21 protein-coding genes and 1 tRNA gene are annotated in these 21,109 nt (G+C 62.9%); 18 read left to right on the top strand and 4 right to left on the bottom strand.

Annotated elements, in window-relative coordinates; all coding sequences use genetic code 11:
• Positions 1 to 16: 16 nt before the first annotated feature.
• From ASE49_RS04280 to ASE49_RS04290, 3 genes are all read left to right on the top strand, one after another.
• A tRNA-Gln gene (locus ASE49_RS04280) sits at positions 17 to 91 on the top strand.
• A gap of 109 nt (positions 92 to 200) precedes the next feature.
• On the top strand, positions 201 to 1,508 hold the full coding sequence (locus tag ASE49_RS04285; protein WP_056768893.1) for a chloride channel protein: 1,308 nt from the start codon (positions 201 to 203) through the stop codon (positions 1,506 to 1,508).
• Positions 1,509 to 1,658: 150 nt separating this feature from the next.
• Positions 1,659 to 2,282 (top strand): TetR/AcrR family transcriptional regulator, encoded by a 624-nt coding sequence (locus tag ASE49_RS04290; RefSeq protein ID WP_056768894.1) that lies wholly within the window; start codon positions 1,659 to 1,661, stop codon positions 2,280 to 2,282.
• On the opposite strand, the gene ASE49_RS04295 is transcribed toward ASE49_RS04290, so the two are convergent.
• Complete coding sequence (locus tag ASE49_RS04295) at positions 2,283 to 3,077, bottom strand: SDR family oxidoreductase (protein WP_200921961.1); 795 nt, start codon at positions 3,075 to 3,077, stop codon at positions 2,283 to 2,285. It lies immediately after the preceding gene.
• Between the two features lie 258 nt (positions 3,078 to 3,335).
• Here ASE49_RS04295 and ASE49_RS04300 point away from each other — a divergent pair, with 258 nt between their 5' ends.
• From ASE49_RS04300 to ASE49_RS04310, 3 genes are all read left to right on the top strand, one after another.
• A complete protein-coding gene (locus ASE49_RS04300; protein WP_056768896.1) occupies positions 3,336 to 4,736 on the top strand; it encodes an FAD-dependent oxidoreductase in 1,401 nt (466 codons plus the stop codon).
• 38 nt (positions 4,737 to 4,774) lie between these two features.
• Positions 4,775 to 5,329, top strand: coding sequence for a nuclear transport factor 2 family protein (locus ASE49_RS04305; RefSeq protein ID WP_056768897.1), 555 nt, complete (start codon positions 4,775 to 4,777; stop codon positions 5,327 to 5,329).
• Between the two features lie 170 nt (positions 5,330 to 5,499).
• The gene (locus ASE49_RS04310) at positions 5,500 to 6,096 is read left to right on the top strand and encodes a TetR/AcrR family transcriptional regulator (RefSeq protein WP_056768957.1); all 597 of its coding nucleotides are present in this window, start codon (positions 5,500 to 5,502) and stop codon (positions 6,094 to 6,096) included.
• Here the strand turns inward: ASE49_RS04310 and ASE49_RS04315 are convergent.
• A complete protein-coding gene (locus tag ASE49_RS04315) occupies positions 6,084 to 6,818 on the bottom strand; it encodes a ThuA domain-containing protein (RefSeq protein WP_056768898.1) in 735 nt (244 codons plus the stop codon). The two genes, ASE49_RS04310 and ASE49_RS04315, sit on opposite strands and share 13 nt — an antisense overlap.
• A gap of 92 nt (positions 6,819 to 6,910) precedes the next feature.
• Between ASE49_RS04315 and ASE49_RS04320 the strand changes: the two genes are divergently transcribed.
• Genes ASE49_RS04320 through ASE49_RS04330 form a run of 3 tightly spaced genes read left to right on the top strand, consistent with a single transcriptional unit; the run spans position 6,911 to position 9,632 of the window.
• Positions 6,911 to 8,119 (top strand): CaiB/BaiF CoA transferase family protein, encoded by a 1,209-nt coding sequence (locus ASE49_RS04320; protein WP_056768899.1) that lies wholly within the window; start codon positions 6,911 to 6,913, stop codon positions 8,117 to 8,119.
• Positions 8,116 to 8,478, top strand: coding sequence for a Zn-ribbon domain-containing OB-fold protein (locus tag ASE49_RS04325; protein ID WP_056768900.1), 363 nt, complete (start codon positions 8,116 to 8,118; stop codon positions 8,476 to 8,478). The genes ASE49_RS04320 and ASE49_RS04325 overlap by 4 nt, the downstream gene beginning before the upstream one ends.
• 2 nt (positions 8,479 to 8,480) lie before the next feature.
• Positions 8,481 to 9,632, top strand: coding sequence for an acetyl-CoA acetyltransferase (locus ASE49_RS04330; RefSeq protein ID WP_056768901.1), 1,152 nt, complete (start codon positions 8,481 to 8,483; stop codon positions 9,630 to 9,632).
• A 32-nt stretch (positions 9,633 to 9,664) separates the two neighbouring features.
• Here the strand turns inward: ASE49_RS04330 and ASE49_RS04335 are convergent, their stop codons facing one another.
• Complete coding sequence (locus ASE49_RS04335; protein WP_056768902.1) at positions 9,665 to 10,123, bottom strand: VOC family protein; 459 nt, start codon at positions 10,121 to 10,123, stop codon at positions 9,665 to 9,667.
• Between the two features lie 56 nt (positions 10,124 to 10,179).
• Between ASE49_RS04335 and ASE49_RS04340 the strand changes: the two genes are divergently transcribed.
• From ASE49_RS04340 to ASE49_RS04365, 6 genes are all read left to right on the top strand, one after another.
• Positions 10,180 to 10,974, top strand: a complete 795-nt coding sequence (locus ASE49_RS04340; protein WP_056768903.1) for an enoyl-CoA hydratase/isomerase family protein — start codon at positions 10,180 to 10,182, stop codon at positions 10,972 to 10,974.
• A gap of 147 nt (positions 10,975 to 11,121) precedes the next feature.
• Positions 11,122 to 12,351 (top strand): aromatic ring-hydroxylating oxygenase subunit alpha, encoded by a 1,230-nt coding sequence (locus ASE49_RS04345; RefSeq protein ID WP_056768904.1) that lies wholly within the window; start codon positions 11,122 to 11,124, stop codon positions 12,349 to 12,351.
• A gap of 60 nt (positions 12,352 to 12,411) precedes the next feature.
• Complete coding sequence (locus ASE49_RS04350; protein ID WP_056768958.1) at positions 12,412 to 13,206, top strand: SDR family oxidoreductase; 795 nt, start codon at positions 12,412 to 12,414, stop codon at positions 13,204 to 13,206.
• Positions 13,203 to 13,676: a VOC family protein gene (locus ASE49_RS04355; RefSeq protein ID WP_056768905.1), complete on the top strand. Its 474-nt coding sequence runs from the start codon at positions 13,203 to 13,205 to the stop codon at positions 13,674 to 13,676. The genes ASE49_RS04350 and ASE49_RS04355 overlap by 4 nt, the downstream gene beginning before the upstream one ends.
• A gap of 42 nt (positions 13,677 to 13,718) precedes the next feature.
• Positions 13,719 to 14,621, top strand: a complete 903-nt coding sequence (locus ASE49_RS04360) for an acyl-CoA thioesterase (protein ID WP_056768906.1) — start codon at positions 13,719 to 13,721, stop codon at positions 14,619 to 14,621.
• Positions 14,618 to 15,115, top strand: coding sequence for a MaoC/PaaZ C-terminal domain-containing protein (locus ASE49_RS04365; protein WP_056768907.1), 498 nt, complete (start codon positions 14,618 to 14,620; stop codon positions 15,113 to 15,115). Before ASE49_RS04360 ends, ASE49_RS04365 begins: the two co-directional genes overlap by 4 nt.
• A gap of 22 nt (positions 15,116 to 15,137) precedes the next feature.
• Here the strand turns inward: ASE49_RS04365 and ASE49_RS04370 are convergent, their stop codons facing one another.
• Entirely contained in the window at positions 15,138 to 15,944 is an 807-nt protein-coding gene (locus ASE49_RS04370; protein WP_082456299.1) for an SDR family NAD(P)-dependent oxidoreductase, read from the bottom strand.
• Between the two features lie 301 nt (positions 15,945 to 16,245).
• Here ASE49_RS04370 and ASE49_RS04375 point away from each other — a divergent pair, with 301 nt between their 5' ends.
• The 3 genes from ASE49_RS04375 (at position 16,246) to ASE49_RS04385 (ending at position 21,082) form a co-directional block, all read left to right on the top strand.
• Positions 16,246 to 17,502: a cytochrome P450 gene (locus tag ASE49_RS04375; RefSeq protein ID WP_056768908.1), complete on the top strand. Its 1,257-nt coding sequence runs from the start codon at positions 16,246 to 16,248 to the stop codon at positions 17,500 to 17,502.
• A 12-nt stretch (positions 17,503 to 17,514) separates the two neighbouring features.
• Positions 17,515 to 18,351, top strand: a complete 837-nt coding sequence (locus ASE49_RS04380) for a ThuA domain-containing protein (RefSeq protein WP_056768909.1) — start codon at positions 17,515 to 17,517, stop codon at positions 18,349 to 18,351.
• Between the two features lie 232 nt (positions 18,352 to 18,583).
• On the top strand, positions 18,584 to 21,082 hold the full coding sequence (locus tag ASE49_RS04385) for a TonB-dependent receptor (protein WP_056768910.1): 2,499 nt from the start codon (positions 18,584 to 18,586) through the stop codon (positions 21,080 to 21,082).
• Positions 21,083 to 21,109: the final 27 nt, after the last annotated feature.

A 21,109-nucleotide genomic window follows, 5' to 3' on the forward strand; every position in this document is an offset into this window, starting at 1 on the left:
CGCGCCTTCTCTGCGTTGGGGCGTCGCCAAGTGGTAAGGCACCGGTTTTTGGTACCGGCATTCGCAGGTTCGAATCCTGCCGCCCCAGCCAGCGTTTTTGTGCATCCGTGCAGGAACGCTTAAAGGTCCGATCGGGGCTGCATGGATCGCCCGGTAACACGCGGCGGATCCGATACCGAACCGGGGGATGTTCCAAACCGATGTCGCTCAAGCGCCTGCTCCCCCGCCGCATCCGCATTGCCTTGCGCCGGCATGGCCCGGAAGCGCTGGTGTGGCGCCGCCGCGTGGCGATCATCGGGGGGGCGGTGCTTGTCGGCCTTGTCGCGCTGATCTTCGCCCACGTGGCCGACCGGGCCAATGGCGCATTCCATGCTTATGTTACCCGCACCCCGTGGGCGCCGCTGGTGGTCACGCCGATCGGCTTCGCCCTGATCGCGTGGGCAACCATTCGGTTTGCGCCCACCGCCAAAGGCTCGGGCATACCCCAGGTCATGGCCGCGACTGAAAATCCCGAAGCCGCGCTTTCCGGCCTTGTTTCCACCCGGGCCGCCATCGCCAAGTTCTTCCTGACTGCTGGGGCGCTACTGGTCGGCGCGTCGGTGGGGCGTGAGGGGCCGACTGTGCAGATCGCGGCTGCGATCATGGGGCGGATGCACCGCCTACTCCGCATTCCCATCCGCTCGTCGGTCTATATCGCCGGGGGCGCCGCTGGCGTTGCCGCAGCGTTCAACACCCCGCTTGCCGGCGTGGCGTTCGCGATCGAGGAGCTTGCCGCCGCGTATGAACAGCGCATGACCCTGCTGGTGATGGCCGCCGTGCTGATCGCAGGCATGATCAGCCTGGGCGTCTCCGGCGACTACATCTACTTCGGCGAAATGCGCCAGACGCTTGGCGTCAGCCAGGCCTTGATCGCAACCCCGGTGGCGGGCGTTGTCGGCGGTCTGGCGGGCGGACTGTTTTCGCGGCTGATGCTGGGCGCGGGCACCACGGCGCTGCGCCCGATGGTGTGGGCGCGCGCAAACCCTGTGGCGTTCGCCGGCCTTTGCGGGGTGCTGGTGGCCGTAGTCGGGTTTGCAACCGGCCTCACCTGGGGCACCGGTTACGAGACCGCGAACAGCATCATAAAAGGCAGCGGCGTGCCCCTGTGGTTCGCGCCGGCCAAGTTTGCGGCGACACTGGCTACGGCAGTGTCAGGCCTGCCGGGCGGCATCTTCGCCCCTTCGCTGTCCATCGGCGCGGGCATCGGCGACCTGTTGCGCGGCATCTTTCCCGGTTATCCATCGGGGGCGGTGGTGCTGCTCGGCATGGTCGCCTACTTTACCGGCGTGGTGCGGGCGCCGCTAACCGCCGTGATCATCATCTCGGAAACCACCGCCAGCCGGGGCCTGATGATGCCGCTGCTCGCCTCCGCGCTGATCGGTGAATTTGCCGCCCAGCTGGTGTGCAAGGAAAAGCTATATCACGGTCTTTCCCTGCGGTTCCGGGAAGCATCGGCACCCCATATCTGATGCATCAGGCCTATAGCGCACGCGTAGATAAGGGATTGCCCGATAGCGGCCGGAGCCATAACGACGATCCATGTCGTTTAACATCGCCCTTCCATCGCCCGTCACGACAGGTTCGGTGTGACCGATAATTCAGCCTCCCATAGCGCTGTGATGGTCGAAAACCATGAACCCGCACCCGTTGCCGCGCCGACCCGCCAATCGATCAAGAGCGCGCAAACGCGCAGCCGTTTGGTGGAAGCGACGATCGCGTGTCTCGTCGACGTTGGCTATTCCGGCACCACCACCCCGCTGGTTGCCGCCCGTGCGGGACTGTCACGCGGGGCCATGCTCCACCATTTCGAGAACAGCGCCACGCTGATCCGCGCGACCATCGTCGAGTTGCACGAACGCCGCCTGCGCGCCTTTCGGCGATCGTCCGAAGTGCGCGAGCACGATCCGGCGGCCATCATCCAGGGCTATTGGCGCCAGGTCCAGAAGCCCGCGTTCATCGCCTTTCAGGAACTGGCGCTTGCCGCGCGCACGGATGCGCAACTCGCGCAGATCATGCACCCGCTGCAGGTGGAGTATCGTGAGCGCTTCAACGCAGAGGCGCTGGCGCTGTTTCCCGAGTGGAAGTCAGAACCTGACCGTCTTGCGCAGGCCATCGCCCTTTCCCAGACGCTGATCGAAGGCATGGCGATGAGCCTGATGACCGGCGCGTTGGACGAAACGATGGTGCCATCCCTGCTTGGCACGCTGGAAAGCCAGATTCGCGCGCTGCATCCACCGGCCTGATCAGCCTCTATTGCCATAGGCATCGAAGAACGACGGCGGCTTGGCGTAGTAGCTGGCGTCCATGCGGCAATCCATGAGCCCCGCATCCGGCGCGATGACCTGCCCGGTAATGTTGATCGCATCATCGCTGGCGAGATAGGCGAAAGCGCCGGCGATCTCGTCCGCCGTCACCACGCGCCGCAGCGGGTTGCGCGCCTGCGACGCTTTTCGCATCGCGTCCGCATCGCCATAGGCCATCTCGGTCATCCGTGTCGGCACGTTGCCCGGCGCCACCGCGTTGACGCGGATCCCGTCCTCGGCAAGTTCGGCTGCTACTGACCGCGTTAGACCCAGCACGGCGTGCTTGGCGGCGGTATAGGCATGCGGACCCAGCGCCACCATGCCCGCCACGCTGGAGGTGGAAAGGATCACCCCGCTTCGCGCCGGGCGCATCACGCGCGCGGCGTGCTTCATCCCGAAGAAGACGCTGTTGAGCAGGATAGCCATCGTGTCGCCCCAGGCGGCAGCGTCGATATCCTGTATGCGCCCCAGCGCACCAAGCTGACCGGCGTTGTTGATCATGCAGTCCAGCCTGCCGTGATGCGTGGCGGCATGCTCCACCAACGCCTGCACATCCCCCTCTCGCGTCACGTCGCACAGCAGGAAAGACGCGCCGAGCGCCTGCGCCAGCGCCCTGCCCGCATCCTCGCGAATATCGCCAAGCACGAGCTTTGCGCCCTCGCGCGCAAAGCGGCGCGCGGTTGCTTCGCCAAGGCCGCTGGCGGCGCCCGTGATGACTGTGACCCTATCAACCAACCGCGTCAAATCCCGCCTCCCGCAGACGTTACCGTGTGATGCTAAATGCCGAAATGCCCAAATTTTATGGTGCATATAACTTATCTTATGACGGTGTTTTTGGGATTTACCAGCGCAAGTCCAGTCAGAATCCGATATTTCTACGTCAACTGGACTAGACTTATCGCAACGCGCTCTGCATGCTGCGGCCCAACAGACGGTGGTTTTGGCTCGTCAGGTCGCGTGCCTCTGATCTGAAAACATGGAGAGGCGCGCATCATGAGCGATAGCGCAATGACCGATTATGATGTCATCGTCATCGGCAGCGGGGCTGCAGGGCTTAGCGCCGCGGCAGTCGCGGCGGATGATGGCGCACGGGTTTTGCTGGTGGAGGCTGCCGGCCGCACTGGCGGTTCCAGCGCTTTGTCGGGCGGGGTGTTCTATGCGGCGGGGACATCGCTGCAACGGGAAGCCGGCATTGTGGACGATACCGCCGATGCCATGTTCCACTATTATATGACGCTGAACCAGTACAAGCTGGAGCCATCGCTTGTACGGACTTTGTGCGATCAATCCGGCCCGGCGTTCGAATGGTTACGGCACATCGGCGTCGGCTTCACGCAGGACAACTTGTATGCATCAGGCGTGGACAAGATCCGGCGTGGCCACCGCGCGACCGGAGACGGCGCAGGTCTTGTGGAGGCACTGGACGGATACGTATCGGGCAAGGGCATCGATACGGTTCTGGGCACCCGCGTCGATACCCTGCTGGTGGAAGATGGCCGCGTGTGTGGCATCGTGACCGAAGGGCAAGCCGTGCGCAGCGCCGCAACCGTGATCACCACGGGTGGTTTTGGCGCCAACCCGGAAATGCTCGCCCGACTCTACCCCGATGCCGCGCGTCATGGCGATCTGCACTGGTATATCGGCGCGCCGACCTGCCTGGGCGATGGACTTGGCTTGGCCGCGCAAGTGGGCGGACAGGTAAGCCAGACCAATCGCGGCCTGCTGCTGATCACGCCGGGTTTTGCCAGGGATCTGGAAAGCTATCTGCCGGGCTGGGTGATGATGGTAAACCGCGATGGACGCCGGTTCATCGACGAGACGATCGAGTATTCCGTTCTCGCCGCCGTGCTGGACGAGCAGCCAGGGCAGGACTGTTTCGCGATCTTCGATGAAGACGCGCGCCTGTCCTCGAAAACGACGCAATACCGGCCCGCCCCCAACTGGACGGCAGAGCGGTTGCGCGATCACGTGGATGCCGGAACCCTGACAAGCGCGCCGACGGTGGAAGAACTGGCGCACAAGCTGCAGATGCCGCCCGCCCGCCTCGCCACCACGATCGAACGCTATAATGCAATGGCGCACAGCGGCAGCGATCTGGATTACTTCAAACCCGCCGGGATGCTGCGCCCCGTGGCCCGAGGTCCGTTTTACGCTGCGCACATCCGGCCAGCCATCATCTGCTGGACCGGCACCGGTGTTCGCATCGATACCGAGGCCCGCGTACTTGGCGCCGACGACCGCCCCGTGCCGGGGCTTTATGCCGCCGGCGAGACGACCGGCGGCATGTTCGGCCAATGCTATGCTGCAGGTGGGGCATCCATCGGCAACGCGGTGGTGTTCGGCAGGATCGCCGGCGCCAACGCCGCACAAGAGCGCAAACCGGGGCCGAACTGATCCTCAGAAACGCGCACCATCCTAACAAGGAGAGCATCATGCCTACCATCGAAGCGCGCATCGCCAGGCTGGAGGCGGAATCGCAGATCCGCCAGTTGATCGCCCGGTATTGCTTCACCATCGACGACCGTGACATCGCCGCCATCCGCGACCTGTTCGCGCCCGACGCCGTGCTGAAATCCGCAGACGGCGTGATGAATGCCACCGGCGTGGATGCGATCATGGCGCAGTACGACGGTCGCTTCGATGCGCTCGGCCCCGGTCATCACTTCATGCACGACGTGCAGCTCGATTTCGTGGGCGACGGATCGCAGCACGCGACCGGACGGGTCATCGGCCATGCGGAATTGTGGCGCAACGGCCAGATGATGGTCACCGCGATCCGCTATGACGACACGTACCGCAACACCGACGCGGGCTGGAAATTCGCCGAACGCACGATCGCGTTTCTCTACTACGTGCCGATCGACAAGTACCCGAACATCCTGTCCACTCCGCTGCGCAATCATGCGTATGCCGAACCCAAGCCTGCGGATTTCCCGGAGCGACTGCCTACCTGGATCGCATACGAGAAATCGCGCGGGCGGGGCTGACGCGGGACGCGACCCGCCGTCAGCCCGGTCCAGACATCATTTCCGATTAAAAAGGCAAACATGCATGTCTTTTTTTATTGGTTGGATTAGGTTACTCCCGGCTGATCGACGTAGCCATTGGCATGGGAGAGCGCGGACCAGTGAAACGAGCCGGCGCGGAAGAACCGACGATGCAGGCGCTAAAAAGCGCCCAGACGCGCGCGCGGCTGATCGAGGCGACGATCCGGGTGCTGGTGCGCAGCGGATATTCGCGCACCACGACGCCGCAGGTCGCGCTGGAAGCCGGCCTGTCACGCGGGGCGATGCTGCACCATTTCGATAACGGCGCGTCACTGATCAAGGCCACGATCATGCATCTTCACGAGCGCCGGCTGCGTGCGTTCCGCCGCTCTGCGGAACTGAGCGCACTCGATCACCGGGCCATGGTGCGTGCCTATTGGCGCCAGATCCAAAAGCCGGCATTCGTGGCTTTCCACGAACTGGCCGTAGCCGCGCGGACCGACCCGGACCTCGCAGCCGTATTGCTGCCTCTGCAGGTCGAGTTTCGCGAGCGGTTCAACCAGCTTGCGGTGCAGCTCTATCCCGAATGGCAGGAAAGCCCGGCCAAGTTCGCGCTGGCGATGGCCATCTCGCAGGCCACGATGGAAGGCATGGCGGTCAACCTGCTGACCGGCGCAATGGATGCCGCTCTGGTGGAGCCGGTGCTGGAAACACTGGAGGCGCAGCTGCGTGCATTGCGCCCCCAGTCGCGCGATCAAGCCGCGTGAGCCGTTCCCCACCGTATGCCCCGGCGCAGCAGCTCGTGAAAGACCGGGTAGTTCCACGCGCAGCGCTGCGGGTGTGGCCAGAACGGGCTGACGGGCTGCAGGTCGTAATGCCCCCGGCAATGGCCCAGCGTCAGGTACAGGATCGCCCCCTTCCCCACGGCTCGCTCGTACAGCACGGGCACTTGCGCCTCGTCCCAGTCGGCATCGCGAAATTCGTCGCAGCGGCCGGTGAAGCTGGTGTGCAGCAGCACGTCGATGTCAGCGGTGCGGCGGGTAAGATACAACTCGTCCTCCACCCGGAAATCGCGCAGGCCCTGCGTCATTTCATGATCGCCGCGCGTCACGAAAACCTTGAACGGGGCGATCGGCGGGTGGCCGGCAAAGCGGGTGCCGAGCAGGCCGGTGAAGGCGGGTACTTCATCAGGCGTATCGACCACGCCGTCCGCACCGAAACGCAGGATCGCGTTGGTGCCGTGCAGCGCCAGCCAGCGCCCCCCGCGCGCAAGAAACGCTTCAAGTGCAGCCACTTGCGCGTCGGTCGTGGGCACCATGTCGCACGTGTAGGTAATCAGCAGGTCCGCCGCCGCCAGGCTGGCAACATCGGCATAGTCGGACGCCACCGAGGCGCGGATGCGCGGCTGCTCGGCCAGCAGTTTCAGCAGTTCGAGGCGGGCATAATCGATGTCATGGAACTTGCCCGCCGCGATCAGGTGAACTTTCATTTTCCGGCAAACTCCCCTCGTGTGCATACACGCGAGAGTACGCGGGGCAGGCGCGCTGGCAATAATCAAGATTTTGGAAGCGGAGAATTTGAATGAGCGGGACCGGCAAGGGACCTTTGGCGGGCGTCAGGGTGCTTGATCTTACCAGCGTGCTGATGGGGCCTTATGCCACGCAGATCTTCGCCGATCTGGGCGCTGACGTGATCAAGGTGGAAAGCCCGCAGGGCGACACCACGCGCTTCATTCCGCCGGGGCCGGACGCATCACGCGGCGCGATGTTCCTCAACGTCAATCGCGGCAAGCGCTCCATCGTGCTGGACCTCAAGCAGCCGGAAGCACGCGCAGCATTGCTGCGCATGGCAAAGGGCGCGGACGTGTTCATCCACTCCATGCGATCCAGCGCCATCGGGCGCCTGGGGCTTGATTATGCGGCGCTGCGCGACGCTAACCCGGCGATCATCTACGCCAACCTGTACGGCTTTGCGCGCAGCGGACCCTACCGGGATTACCCCGCATATGATGACATCGTGCAGGCCGCCTCGGGCATCGTCGATCTGCAGGCACGGCTGTCCGGCGGCGAGCCGACCTATGCCGCCACGGTCATTGCCGACAAGGTGGCCGGGCTCACCGGCGCTTACGCCGTCATTGCGGCGCTGTACGCGCGGGAGAAGACCGGGATTGGCCAGGAAATCGAAGTTCCGATGTTCGAGACGCTGGTGTCCTTCACCATGGTAGAGCATTTGTGCGGATCGCTGTTCGTGCCGCCGCAAGGCCCACCGGAATACCCCCGCGCCACGTCCGAGGCGCGCCGGCCCTATCGCACCGCAGACGGCTACATCGGCGTGATGATATATAACGACAAGCACTGGCGGGCGTTTTTCGATGCGCTGGGCAACCCGGAATGGTCGCGCGATCCGATGTTCGCCTCCATGCGTTCGCGCACCCAGAACATCACCGCCGTTCTGGCCAAAGTGGCCGATGCGATCGAACAGCGCACCACGCAGGAGTGGGTCGACCTGTTCCGTGAGGCGCACATTCCGGCAACCGCGATCAAGAGCCTGACCGACCTGCTGGACGACCCCCATCTGGTCGAGACCGGCTTCTGGCAGGAACGCGATACTACCGAAGGTACGCTGCGTTTCCCCGGCATCCCGACCACCTTTTCCGAAACGCCTGGCGCGATCGGCGATCCGGGACCGGCGCTGGGCGGCGAAAGCCTTGACGTGCTGCGCGAGGCTGGCTTTTCGGATGACGAGATCGCCGATCTGCAATCGCGCGGTGCGGTGAGGACGGCGGCATGACCAGCCCGGAGGCGCATTGGCGCGAAGCATTGGCGCAAGGCCGATTGCTCCTGCAACGCGCGCCGGACGGCAGCGTGGTCTTCCCGCCGCGCCTTGCCGCCCCCGGAACCGGCGACGCGCTAGAATGGTTCGAGGCGTCAGGCGCCGGCAGCGTTTATTCGCTGTCCTGGATCCAGCGCAAACCGCCTGCACCGGCCTATCATGTCGCGCTGATCGATCTGGACGAAGGGTCTCGGCTGCTGAGCCGCGTGGAAGGGGTCACGCCCGAAACACTTGCCATCGGCATGCGCGTGGAAGCCTTCGTGGATCAGGGCGGCGATGTGCCGCTACTGCTGTTCCGTGCCGTGCCGGAGATCTGACAATGGGCGATACTTTCCCGCGCGGTCGCACCGCCATTGCCGGCCTGGCGACATTCGGGGTGGGCGAAATGCCTGGCTACACGTCGATGGAACTGACGGCCCAAGCCGCGCTTCTGGCGATTGCCGACGCCGGATTGACCCTGCCGGACGTGGACGCGCTGTTCATCTGCCAACCGGATGACTTTTTCGCCGGGCTGTCCTTCGCGCAATACCTCGGCCTGCAGCCGCGCTACACGGACAACAACCGCACGGGCGGCTCGTCGTTCATGAGCCACATGGCCGTGGCCGCGATGATGCTGGATGCCGGCTACATCGATTGCGCGTTGATCGCCTATGGTTCGAACCAGCGCAGCAATGGTGGCAAGCTGGCGACGAAAATCACCAGCGACCAATGGGATGCGCCTTACGCGCCCATCTTCCCCCTCACCTCCTATGCGCTGGCGGCGGCGCGGCACATGCACGAATACGGCACCACGCGGGCGGATCTGGCCGCGGTTGCGCTGGCGGCGCGGGCATGGGCCAACACCAACCCCGAAGCGTTCGCCAAGGGCCCGCTAAGCCTGGAGGATTGCCTGTCCGCGCGGATGATCAGCACGCCGGTCTCAGTGCGGGACTGCTGCCTCGTCACCGATGGTGCGGCGGCCATCGTCATGACCCGCATCGACCGCGCTCGCGACCTTGCCCGCACAGCGGTGCCGCTATTGGGCGCGGCGGCTGCGACATGGTGGAACTCGATTGTGCAGGCCCCCGACGTGACCGTGACAGCTGCGAAGGAATCAGGCGCGCGGGCGATGGCGATGGCCGGGGTTTCAACTTCGGACATCGACACCGCGCAGCTTTACGATGCCTTCACGATCAACACGATCCTGTTCCTGGAAGACCTGGGCTTTTGCCCCAAGGGCGAAGGCGGCCGGTTCGTCAGCAGCGGGGCCATCGCGCCGGGCGGCAGCCTGCCGGTTAACACCAACGGGGGAGGCCTGTCGTGCTGCCACCCCGGCATGTACGGGCTGTTCGCCATTATCGAAGCCGCGTGCCAGATCCGGGGCGACGCGGCGAACCAGCTGCCCGATGTGAACATCGCCCTTGCCCACGGTAACGGTGGCACGCTGTCCAGCCAGGCGACCGTGGTGCTGGGCAGCATGGCCACCTTGTGACCCATCCGGCGGCATCGGGCCGACGATGCCGGTCAGGCCCGCAGCCAGTCCTCGATCATCGGGCGGATCGCCTCGCCCACCAGTTCCAGCACCGGACCATCCCCGTGGACCATGTAGGCCATCTGGCCATAGCGGTGTTTGGGCGATGCGCCGGCCGCAAGCAGACGCCAGCCCTCCGCCATCAAACTTTCCACGTGCGCGCCGACATCGTCGGTCCACGCTCCGACATGCGCGGGAGATACGCCGCGCAGCACATCGTACGCGCCCCCGGGCACCGCCTGGATAAGCTCGATATGGATCGGGCCTTGCCGCGAGTAGGTAACCTGCAGGTGCGCTTGCGACCAACCAACGTCCGGCAGCCATACCCGCAGCGGATCGAACGTACGCACCGGCGCCCAATCGACACCAAGCGCCGTGCTCAACTGCGCCATGGATGCGTGAATATCATCAACGATCAGCCCATGATGATACAGCTTTTCAAACGATCTCAATCGGCATCCTTTCAAAATTATGTTTTCGACGAGAGAACGATCAACGGGAGAGAACCATGACGCATGGTCTTGTCATCGAAAAACGCGGTGCGATCTGTCTTTTGACGATTGATCGCGAACCCGCCCGTAACGCGCTGGATGCGCCCACATCCCGCGCCATGGACGCGGCGATCACTGCAGCGGAGGCGGACCCGTCGGTCGGCGCCGTGATCGTCACCGGCACTGGCGATCGCGCCTTTTGTTCTGGGATGGACCTCAAGGAAGCGGAACAGATCGGCGCGGGCCATGGCCTGATACCGGGGCGCGGCTTTGGCGGGATTACCGAGCGCAAGCGCAGCAAGCCGCTGATTGCCGCTGTGAACGGCGCGGCGGTCGCCGGCGGTTTCGAGATCATGATGGCGTGCGACATGGTCTTTGCCGCCGACCACGCGATGATGGGCGTCAGCGAAGTGAAACGCGGCTTGTTCGCCTTTGCCGGCGGCATCCAGCGCCTGGCCGCGCAGGTCCCGCGCGCCACCGCGCTGGCGATGATCTTGACCGGTGAACTGCTGCCCGCGCGCCGCCTTTACGAACTGGGGGTGGTGACCGAAGTGGTACCGGCGGACCGCCTGCTCACCCGGGCGATCGCCGTGACCGAAGCGATGTTGGCGAACAGCTGGCAGGCCATCCGCGACGGGCGCGCGTTGTACGAATTGTCCACCGGGATGGATATCGACCAGGCACTGGCGGTTGGCAATGCATGGGGCAAGGCAACGCTGGATAGCGCGGACAGCCGCGAAGGCATCGCCGCGTACGCAAACAAGCGAGATGCGCAATTCGGCGACGGACCGACCGCCCCGCCAACCAGCTGATGAAATTACAATCACTGTTGACTGTTTTATCGCGGCGGGGGTAGGATCGCAAGCATCACGTCGACAGAATCAAACAGACATGAATGTTTTTTGATTCTGTCGCCGCCGCTCCGCAAATGGATGCGGCAGGCAAGGGAGAGAAGGCCGATGCTGGATCTGGTTACAGATCAAAAGCCCGAAAACGATTTCGCGCGCATGGATTATGAGCGCGATCGTACAGGCCCGCCCGAGGGCTTTCCCAAGCTGCCGGACATCCCCGGCACCCGCTACACCGATCCCGAATTCCTGCGCCTCGAAAAGGAGATGATGTGGGACAAGGCGTGGCTCTATGCGGGCCATACCGATCAATTGCCGAACAACGGCTCGTGGTTCCTGACCCGCAATTCGGGCGTGCCGATCATCGTCGCGCGCAATCTGCAGGGCGAGGTCAAGGCCTTCTACAACACCTGCCAGCATCGCGGCGCGCCATTGGTTACCGAGGAAGCCGGCGAAGGACGCGGCTTCGTGTGCGGCTATCACGGCTGGAGCTACACCCTCGACGGTAAGCTGACGGCGGTGCGCGACAAACGCGATTTCGTCGATTTCGACATGTCCTGCCGTTCGCTGGTGCAGGTGCGCTGCGAACTGCTGGGCTCGCTGATCTTCATCAACCGCGACCCCGATGCCCAGACGCTGATCGAACATATCGGCCCGATGGCTGAGCAGCTCAAGCAGTTCGAGCTGGATACCTTGCGCCTGGTCGACAGCCGCAGCTACGAAGTCGACTGCAACGTGAAAGTTCTGCTCGACGCGTTTCTGGAGGTGTATCACCTGAAGTCGATCCACATCAATACGGTGGACCGGTTCCTCGATCATCGCTCGATGATCGTCACGCTCTGGCCCGGTGGCCACAGCCGCATGGCGACGCCAAACCGTCGGCCTGACTGGGTGGACCCCGGCACCGTGGGTATGCCGCAGATCGCGTCGATCACCGAATTTCCGGCGAAAAACAACGTCAGCTACCAGATCTATCCCAACTTCATCATGCCCCCGGCCCCAACCGGCATCCCGATCCTGCAGTTCTGGCCCATCGGCACGAAGCGCACACGCGTGGTGTCCAGCTGGCTGGCCCCAGACCATGATCCCGAAAATCCCCATCCGCTGTGGCCGACCCGACTGAACAACTGGGAACGGATCCTTTATGAGGATCTGCAGTACGCGCCTCAGATCCAGGAATCCCTGGAAAGCCCTGGCTTCAAGGGGATGCCGCTCAATTATCAGGAGCGACGCATCTACCACTGGCACGAGGAACTGGACCGTCGCATTGGCCTCAACCGGGTGCCGGAACACGCCCGAGTCGAACAGGTGCTGGGCGATCGCTGGGTCCAGCAGGACTGATTATTTCATGGCGGTGTGCGCGATTTTGCTGCGCGCCGCCTGATCCACGGGAGAAAGATCATGGCCGATCTGGCTGGAAAGATCGCCGTCGTTGCCGGCGCGGCGAACCGGGACAATATGGCCCAGGTGATCGCCCGTCGGCTTGCCGCCGATGGCGCGACCGTGATCGTTGCGGGGCGCAAGGCCGAGGAACTCGAACGGCTGGCGGCGGACATCGGCGGTCTGGCGGTAACCGGATGTGACCTCACCAGTGAAGATGATCTGGCCCGCCTGGGCGAAGCGGCGAAATCGGCTTACGGCGGCGTGGATATCGCCGTGAACGCCACCGGGTGGGGCCTGCTGAAGCCGTTTCTGGAGACGACCAAGGCGGAGATTGAGCGCATGACCGCGCTGCAGTTCACCGGCGCCATCCTGTTTTATCAGGCGATGCTGCGCGTGATGCGCGATGGCGGCTCGTTGATCCAGATTTCATCGGCCACCGCCTCCATCATGCTGGAAGATCATGCTGCCTACATGGGCACCAAGGCTGGAGCCGATCACGTGATCCGCTGTGTCGCCAATGAATTTGGCCACAGGGGCATTCGCGCAAATTCGGTCGCACCCGGCTTTACGGCCACGCCCATGACGGAAAAAGCCGCCAGAAACAGCGCGATCATCGAAACGTTCGAAAAGGAATATCCGCTCGGGCGGGTGGGCACCAGCGACGATATCGCAGAGGCCGTGGCCTGGCTGGCGAGCGACGCCTGTTTCATGACCGGCCAGGTGCTGCAGGTGAACGGCGGTCTCACCCTGCGCCGCAACCCCACCAATGCCGAGATCGTTAAGGCGGTGAAGGCCGCGCGCGAGACGGCATGATCCGCGGCGTCCATCACCTGGCCATTTCGACGCCGGACCTTGAACGGTTCATCGACCACTATCAGCGCTGGTTCGGGTTCGAACTGGCGGGCGCGCCCGGTGGCTGGGAGCCCGGCAACCAGCGCATCGACCAGATGGTGGGCCTTGAAAACAGCAGCGCGCGCTATGCGATGATCCGTCTCGGCAATCTGCATATCGAGGTGTTTCAATACACCAGCAACGATCCCCAGACCGTCCATCCCCGAATGTGCGACCGTGGCATCACGCACTTGTGCCTCTATTGCGATGATGTTTTCGCCGAGTACGAACGCCTCGCCGCGCTGGGCATGGTGTTCAACGGTCCACCCGGGGGATCGGCGGCCACGCGGGCCACGTATGGCCGGGACTGCGACGGCAACGTGGTCGAATTGCTGCAGATAGTTGACCCTTCTTGCGGTTTCGGTTTCGAAAATCTGGGTGCCCCCTGCTAAGCCCACGCCGCAGGACGCGATACCAAGTTATGGACACCCGATTTGATAGATGAAAACCCGTTCGTCGATGATCCCGAAACTGAGCGCCGCCTGGGCTACGCGTTCGATGAAATTGCGCCTGACCATTTTCGCGTACAGCCGGTCCCCAGCAGCCTGTTGCGGCTTTACGGCGGGATGGCGCTTTCGCAATGCTTGGCCGCCGCACGCCTTACGGTGCCGCAGGACAAGACAGCGCACAGTCTGCATGCGTACTTCCTCAAGCCCGGCCTGATCGACCGCCCGCTTGAGATGCAGGTCACCCGCGAAAGCGACGGACGCTCGTTCGCAAATCGCATGGTGCGCATGACGCAGGACGGCGTCCCGATCATCAACATGATGGCATCGTTCAAGGCGCCGGAGCAGGCAGGGCGGCACGGCATGCCGATGCCCGACGTGCCCGCGCCTGAAGAGTTGACGAGCCTGGACGAACTGGTCGCGAACTACGGGGATCGTCTGCCCGAGCGTCACCGCCCGTTCTGGCGTCGGCGCCAGCAGGTGGACTGGCGTCCAGTCGGCTTTTTTTCGTTCGATGAACGCACGCCGCGTCCCGCTACACGCGCCTTGTGGTTCCGGTTCAACGGCATTGTCGACGGGCCCCTGGACGTGCATCAGCGCCTGCTGGTCTACGCATCGGACCTGCACATCTTCCACACCGCGCTTGGGCCATTGGGTATCGGTTGGGCGAACGACTTCCTGCAAAGCAGCAGCCTCGATCACGCCGTGTGGTTCCATGATGAATTCCGGGCGGACGAATGGATGCTCTATGCGCTGGACAGTCCGGCCTCCACCGATGCCTTGGCCTTGGGCAGAGGCAACATCTATCGCCGCGATGGCACGCTTGTCGCCACGGTCAGCCAGCAAGGGCTGGCCCGCGTGCTGAACGAAAAACGCGAAGGAAGATTGTGAGCGCGCCCTTTACCCCCGCCAAGCCCAGCCGGACGTTCGAAGATCTTGTGCTCGGCGAATTCCGCCAGTCAGCGCCGCGTACGGTAACGCTGGACGAGATGCTGGAATTTGCCCGCAAGTACGACCCCCAGTGGTTCCACACCAACCCCGAGAGCGCGCGCGATTCCGTATTTGGCGAAGTGGTCGCCAGCGGCATCTTCGTGCTGGCGCTGTGGCGGCAGATGGATCACGAGATCAATTGGGACATCGATTGGGTCTGCGGCGTGGGCTGGGATGAGCTGCGCCTCAAGCGGGCCATCCGTGCAGGAGACACTATCCACGTCACCAGTGAGATCGTGAGCCTGGAACCGTCAAGATCCCGCGCCGATCGCGGCACTGCCAAGACCCGCTATGCAGTGGTGCTGGCGGACGGAACCGAGGCGGTCACGTTCACCAGCATCAATCTGGTCTACACCCGCAACGCGCGCGATAGCATGGCCGGAACCGCCGCCTAGCGCACGCGCTGATGCCTCCCACTTAGATTGCGCTATCGTTTTGAACAACCGTGGGCGGCAGGCGTGTGCTACCACCGTCGGCAAGCCATCCGCCATCGGCGACCAACTCGGTGCCGGTGACGAAACTTGCATCGTCGCTGGCCAAAAAGGCGATGCAGGCCGCCATCTCGTCGGCGGTTCCCATCCGCCCGACAGGCTGCAGCGCATCCATCGCACTGCGCGCTGCCTCACGATCGGGTGACGCTGACAAGCGCCGCTCGTGGATAGGCGTGTCGATCGCTCCGGGGTGCAGCGAATTGCAACGGATGCCGCGATACGCGCTGGCACAGCGCACCGCGACCGACTTGGTAAGAAGGCGCACGCCCCCCTTAGTGGCATTGTAAGCCGGTGTCTGCGCCATGCCGATAAACCCCGCCATCGACGATATGTTGATAATCGAGCCGCTCGGTCCGCCCGGATTGTCGCGCATCGCCAGCACGCCATGCTTGCAGCCCAGCATCGTGCCGGTCAGGTTGACGGCGAGCATGGTGTTCCAGTGCTCCAGGGTAACCTCTTCGATCGGCTGCGCCCCGGTGATACCAGCATTGTTGACCAGGATGTCGAGCCTGCCAAACCGCTGGAGCGTTGCTTCCACCACCGTGATCCATTGCGCCTCGTCGCGAACGTCGTGAACCAGGCACAAGGCGGCACCCGAGGCCCCGTGCCTTTGAGCCGCCAGATCGGTGGAGACGACCTGTGCACCCTCTTGCGCGAGCCTTTGCACGGTGGCGCTGCCGATACCCGATGCGCCGCCCGTCACGATGGCGACCCGTCCTTGGAGCCTTCGCATGCTGTTCTCCCGATATTTTCTGACCACCGGGTATCGATATGCACTTTATAAGGCAACGCGCTTACCTGAAATGTCCGCAAAAATCGTGGGAATGCGTTTCAGTGCTTGCCGCAGGATGCGGAAGAGGACGCGGATACACTAAATTTATCGGGAAAAACCTGATCGGACATGCCCCAATTCGGGCCGCACGCGGTGGGTCAAGAAACAGACCCGGAGTGACATCAAAGCGAAGATTAGCCCTTTATTTGTAAGGCGAATGATCTAATAATATCGACACAAAGAAAAACCAGGAGAGAACCCCATGGCCGATGTCAGCGCGCGGGAGCGGCTCGAATCATTCAGCCTGCTCGACCCGATGACGCAAAGCGACCCTTTCGCGATGTACGAGGCCATGCAGGATGCGCCGGGCATCTACCGGATGCCGGAAACGGGCTTTTACATCGTGTCGCGCTATGCAGATTTGCGCGCCGTGCTGACTGACCCGGCCACGTATTCCAACAAAGTCGATCGCGCTTCGCTTCAGGGGCCTGAGAATGCTGCAAAGCTGCGTACCTACATGGAAGCGCGCGGATGGCCGCATATTGCCACGCTGCAACGGACCGACGCACCGGACCATGCCCGCTATCGCAAACTGGTAGACCGCGTGTTCACGGTTAGCCGGGTGCGCGAAATGGGCCCGCACATCGAGGAGACCGCGCATCGCCTGATCGACCGATTCGTCGATAAAGGCGAGTGTGAGTTCATCAGCGAATACGCAATGCTGCTGCCCGGCACTATCCTGGCCGAGGAAATGGGCCTGCCGTCCGACCAGGTGGCGACCTTCAAAAAATGGGCGGATGCGATGCTTGCGCCCGCATCCTACGTGATGACTGAGGAAGAATTGCTGCGCAATGCGGACATCGAACTGGAGGCGCAGCATCACCTTGCAAGTCTGTTCGAGGAACGGCGCGTCCACCCGATCGGCGACTGGATCTCTGCGCTTGCGAACGCTCATGGCGAGAATGAAGAACCGCTGTCGATGGCGGAATTGCAGAGCATTATGAGTCAGTTGATCGGCGGCGGTTTCGAATCGACGATGACGGCAATCGGCCATGCGCTGATGCAATTGATCAATCATCCCAATCAGATGGCGCGGCTTCGCGAAAACCCCTCCCGGGTCAAGAATTTCGTCGAGGAGGTCATCCGTTTCGAAAGCCCGACCCAAGGCCTGCGCCGTCGCACCACCCGCGATGTGGAGTTGAGCGGCACGCTGATCCCCAAGGATTCCGTTGTCATCGTGCGCTATGGTGCCGCCAATCGCGATGCCGCGAAATTCGCATGCCCGCATGCGTTTGACATGGATCGCAGCAATGCGGGCTTGCACCTGGCATTCGGCGCTGGCACGCATTTCTGCGTGGGGGCGGTGCTGGCCAGGCAGGAAATCGCCACCGGCATTCTGGCGATCCTCGAAAGACTGGATGACATCTCCCTCGCTCGCCCGCTGACCGAGCCGATCCATCGCGCCAACTTCCTTACCCTGCCCCTGCGCGAATTGCCCATTCGTTTTCGCGCTCGCTGAAAGCACGCACGCATGATCCGCAAGGAAGAGCACATCGAACTGTTCGTTGTGACCAAAGGCCACGCATTCTCTCGCGACAAGCTGGAAGCGATGCTGCGGGCGGTTGGGTGCGAGCCGACGATGGTCGATCAACCGGCCGCGACTGTCCTGCTCAATCCCGAACATATGCGCCGGTATGACGCCATCTTGTTTTACGACATGCCGGGCCTGGATTTTCGCGCGCCCGTTGCCCAGCGCCCCGCCTTTGTAGAGCCGCCAGCCTGTTTCACCGCTGGCTTCGAGGCGCTGATGCACGAAGGCAAAGGCATGGTGATGCTGCACCATGCGATCGCCGGATGGCCTGCCTGGCCGCCGTACGCCAGAGCCATAGGCGGGCAGTTTCTGTACCGGGACGCGGTGATCGAAGGCAAGCCGCGCGCGAGTTCAGGGTATCTTGGCGACGTTGCCTACACCGCTCGTATTGCCGATCCGACGCATCCGGTGACGGCTGGACTGCCGAATCGCATCGCGCTGGTGGACGAGTTGTACGCGCAGCACGTGTTCGACGATCCTGCCATTCACCCCCTACTCTATCTCGAAACCGATATTACCCCGGAACGCTTTTATTCGGCGCGCCGCGCGGTTCAGCGGCTTGCTGACGGTAAGGGTGAGCCGTGGCCCGCGGCAGGCGCCAATCGTGTGCTGGCATGGGCCAAGCCCGCCGGCAACAGCCCGCTGGTGTACATCCAGCCCGGTGACAGCGAAGCAACCTATGCGAACGCGCAGTACAGGCAGTTGTTGGGCAACGCACTGCGCTGGGTCAGCGGCCCGGATGCGCAAAACTGGGTGCAGGCGAGAATAGCAGTTTGAGTAAGCGCTTTGCTTACAAAACTTCAGAGATCGCTTCGCGATGACTGTAACGTCCCTTCAAAAGCGCGGGCCTGATCTGAAATAGCAAGATTTTTTGTGGACCTTAAAAAAGTCAGTTGCCTTAATTTTATAACGGGGTAGATTTCAGATCGACCGCAACAAGCGACATAATCGCAGCGGATCGCACCAGCGCAAAAAGCGCGGAAAACGTTCGTCGAGGGGATCTTCTGAAATGCACTCCGATATTCGCACATCGCAGATTCAGCGCGCCATTCTACTCGCAGGCACCGCCCTGTTGGGCGCAGCATTTCCAGCAGGGTCCGCATTCGCGCAGACCGCTGCCCCGCAGGTTTCCGAAGAGCCGGTGCCTGCAGGCGATATCGTCGTCACCGCGCGTCGCCGTGCGGAGTCTGCCCAGGAAGTCCCCGTCGCCGTGACGGTGTTCTCCGCGCAGGAGATTGCCCGGCGCGATCTCACCAGCCTTGAGCGGATCGCCGCAGCCACCCCCCAGCTTGTGATCGGGCGCAATGTTTCGGGCTCAGGCGCGCAGCTTACATTGCGCGGCATCGGCTCCAACTCTTTGTCGATCGGGGTTGAGCAGTCCGTCGCCGTGATCGTCGATGGCGTCTATTACGGCCAGGGTCGCACCATCAACGAAGGTTTCTTCGACCTGGCCTCGATGGAAATTCTCAAAGGCCCGCAATCGCTGTTCTTCGGCAAGAACGCCACCGCCGGTGTGATCTCCATCACCACCGCCAACCCAACCGATCATCTGACTGCGCAAATACGCAGCGGGTATGAGTTCAACGCGCACAAGGTCTATAGCGAAGGCTACATCTCCGGCCCGATCAGCGACACCGTCGGATTTCGCCTTGCCGTGCGGGGATCGAAGGATTTCGGATCGCTGTTCGACAACCGCGCGGGCAACATAATCTACAATACGCGCGACACGCCCACCGCCGGCACGATTGCGCCCAACACCGCGCATGTCGCCCCTCCCAGCCAATCCGGTCCGCGTGAACGCGACATCCTTGTCCGCGGCACGCTGCGCTGGGAAGCGACCGACAACCTGACCGCTACGATCAAGGCCAACTTCGGCCTGAACAAGACGCGGGGCGGCGCTTGGAACTACAACATCTTCGCCTGCGATGGCGGCACTAGCACCACCACGCCCGGGGTTGCCTGCACGCCCGGTTTCTACAACCGGATGAATGATCTGCCCAAGGATATCGCCGATCAGACCGCGCTCGTGAGAGACTATAACTTCAACGATTACCGGTCCTGGGGCACCACCGGCAATATCGACTATCAGTTGGGCAAGCTGGCGATCACGTCGGTTACCAACTACAATTTCAACCGCAACCACTGGACTGCTGACATCGATTATCAGTCCTCGCCGACCGTGAACATCTGGGGCGGCGAAGTCAGCCGGTGGCGCGCGTTCAGCCAGGAACTTCGCGCGTTGTCGCAGTTCGATGGGCCGATCAACTTCCTGTTGGGCGGCTACTATCAGAACACGAAGCGCACGTTCGACCAGGTGGTGATCAACGCCAACTCCGAAAACAGCGCCGCGCCGCAGGGCTATCGCTACGTTCAGTACGCCAAGCAATCGACGACGAACGGCGAGACGCTATCGGGCTACGGCCAGGTGATCTGGAAGGTCGTGCCCCAGGTCGAAGTGACGGGCGGCGTGCGCTATATTCACGAAACCAAGGACAGTTCGTTCTTCCAGCCTTATGCGAACCCGCGCTTTGCCGGAATCAACTATGACGTGACCCGGCGGCTGGTTGCCAACCAGACGTTCAACAACTGGTCTCCCGAAGCAACGGTGGCCTGGAAAGTCACGCCCGACATCAACATCTACGGTGCGTACAAAACGGCCTACAAGTCCGGCGGCTTTTCCAACAGTTCGATCCTGACGCCGCTGACATCGGCGGACTTCTTCACGTTCGACCCGGAAAAGGCGAGAGGGTTCGAAGGCGGTATCAAGACCATGCTGTTCGACCGCCAGCTGCGCCTGAACGTCAGCCTCTACAACTTCAAATACACCGACCTTCAGGTCACGTATCTGGATTCCGCGGCTCTGAGCTACAACTCGGTGAACGCCGGGTCCGCGCGCACACGCGGCGTCGAGGTTGAGTTCGACTATGCGCCGCACGGGTTGGCCGGATTTGGGATCAACGGATCGATCAACTACAACAAGGCCGATTACGGCAACGGCATCGCGCCGTGCTATGGCGGTCAATCGCTGGCTAACGGCTGTACGCCGGGCCTGCTGGTGGCGCCGATCCCCGCCACCGCGACCACGCCGGCACGTCCCGGCACACCCGGCCAGAACCTTGACGGCGTACCAACGTTCGCCGCACCGCGCTGGACCGCGACGCTGGGCATGAAGTACGACACCAGCGTTGGCGAAAACCTGACCGCCGGGTTCGGGATCGACAGCCGGTACAGCTCCAGCTACCTCACATCAGCCTTCGGTTCGCCGCTGTCGCGCCAGGGATCGTACATCAACCTTGATGCACAGATCCACATTCGCACCGCAGACGAGCGTTGGGAACTGGCACTGCTGGGCAAGAACCTCACAAATCGCTTCGTCGTAACCGGCGTCACCGATGCATCGGGGTCGGGCCTTGGCACCGGCACCAACAACAGCCGGATTGCGGACCAGGCCGGCTTTGGCGCCATGCCGCGGACCGTGGCGCTGCAGTTGACGTGGCGCATGCCCTGATCGGCGCGCCAAGCCCCATCGGTTCAT

It is taken from the genome of Novosphingobium sp. Leaf2 (assembly GCF_001421325.1).
In the GTDB taxonomy this organism is placed as follows: Bacteria; Pseudomonadota; Alphaproteobacteria; order Sphingomonadales; family Sphingomonadaceae; genus Novosphingobium.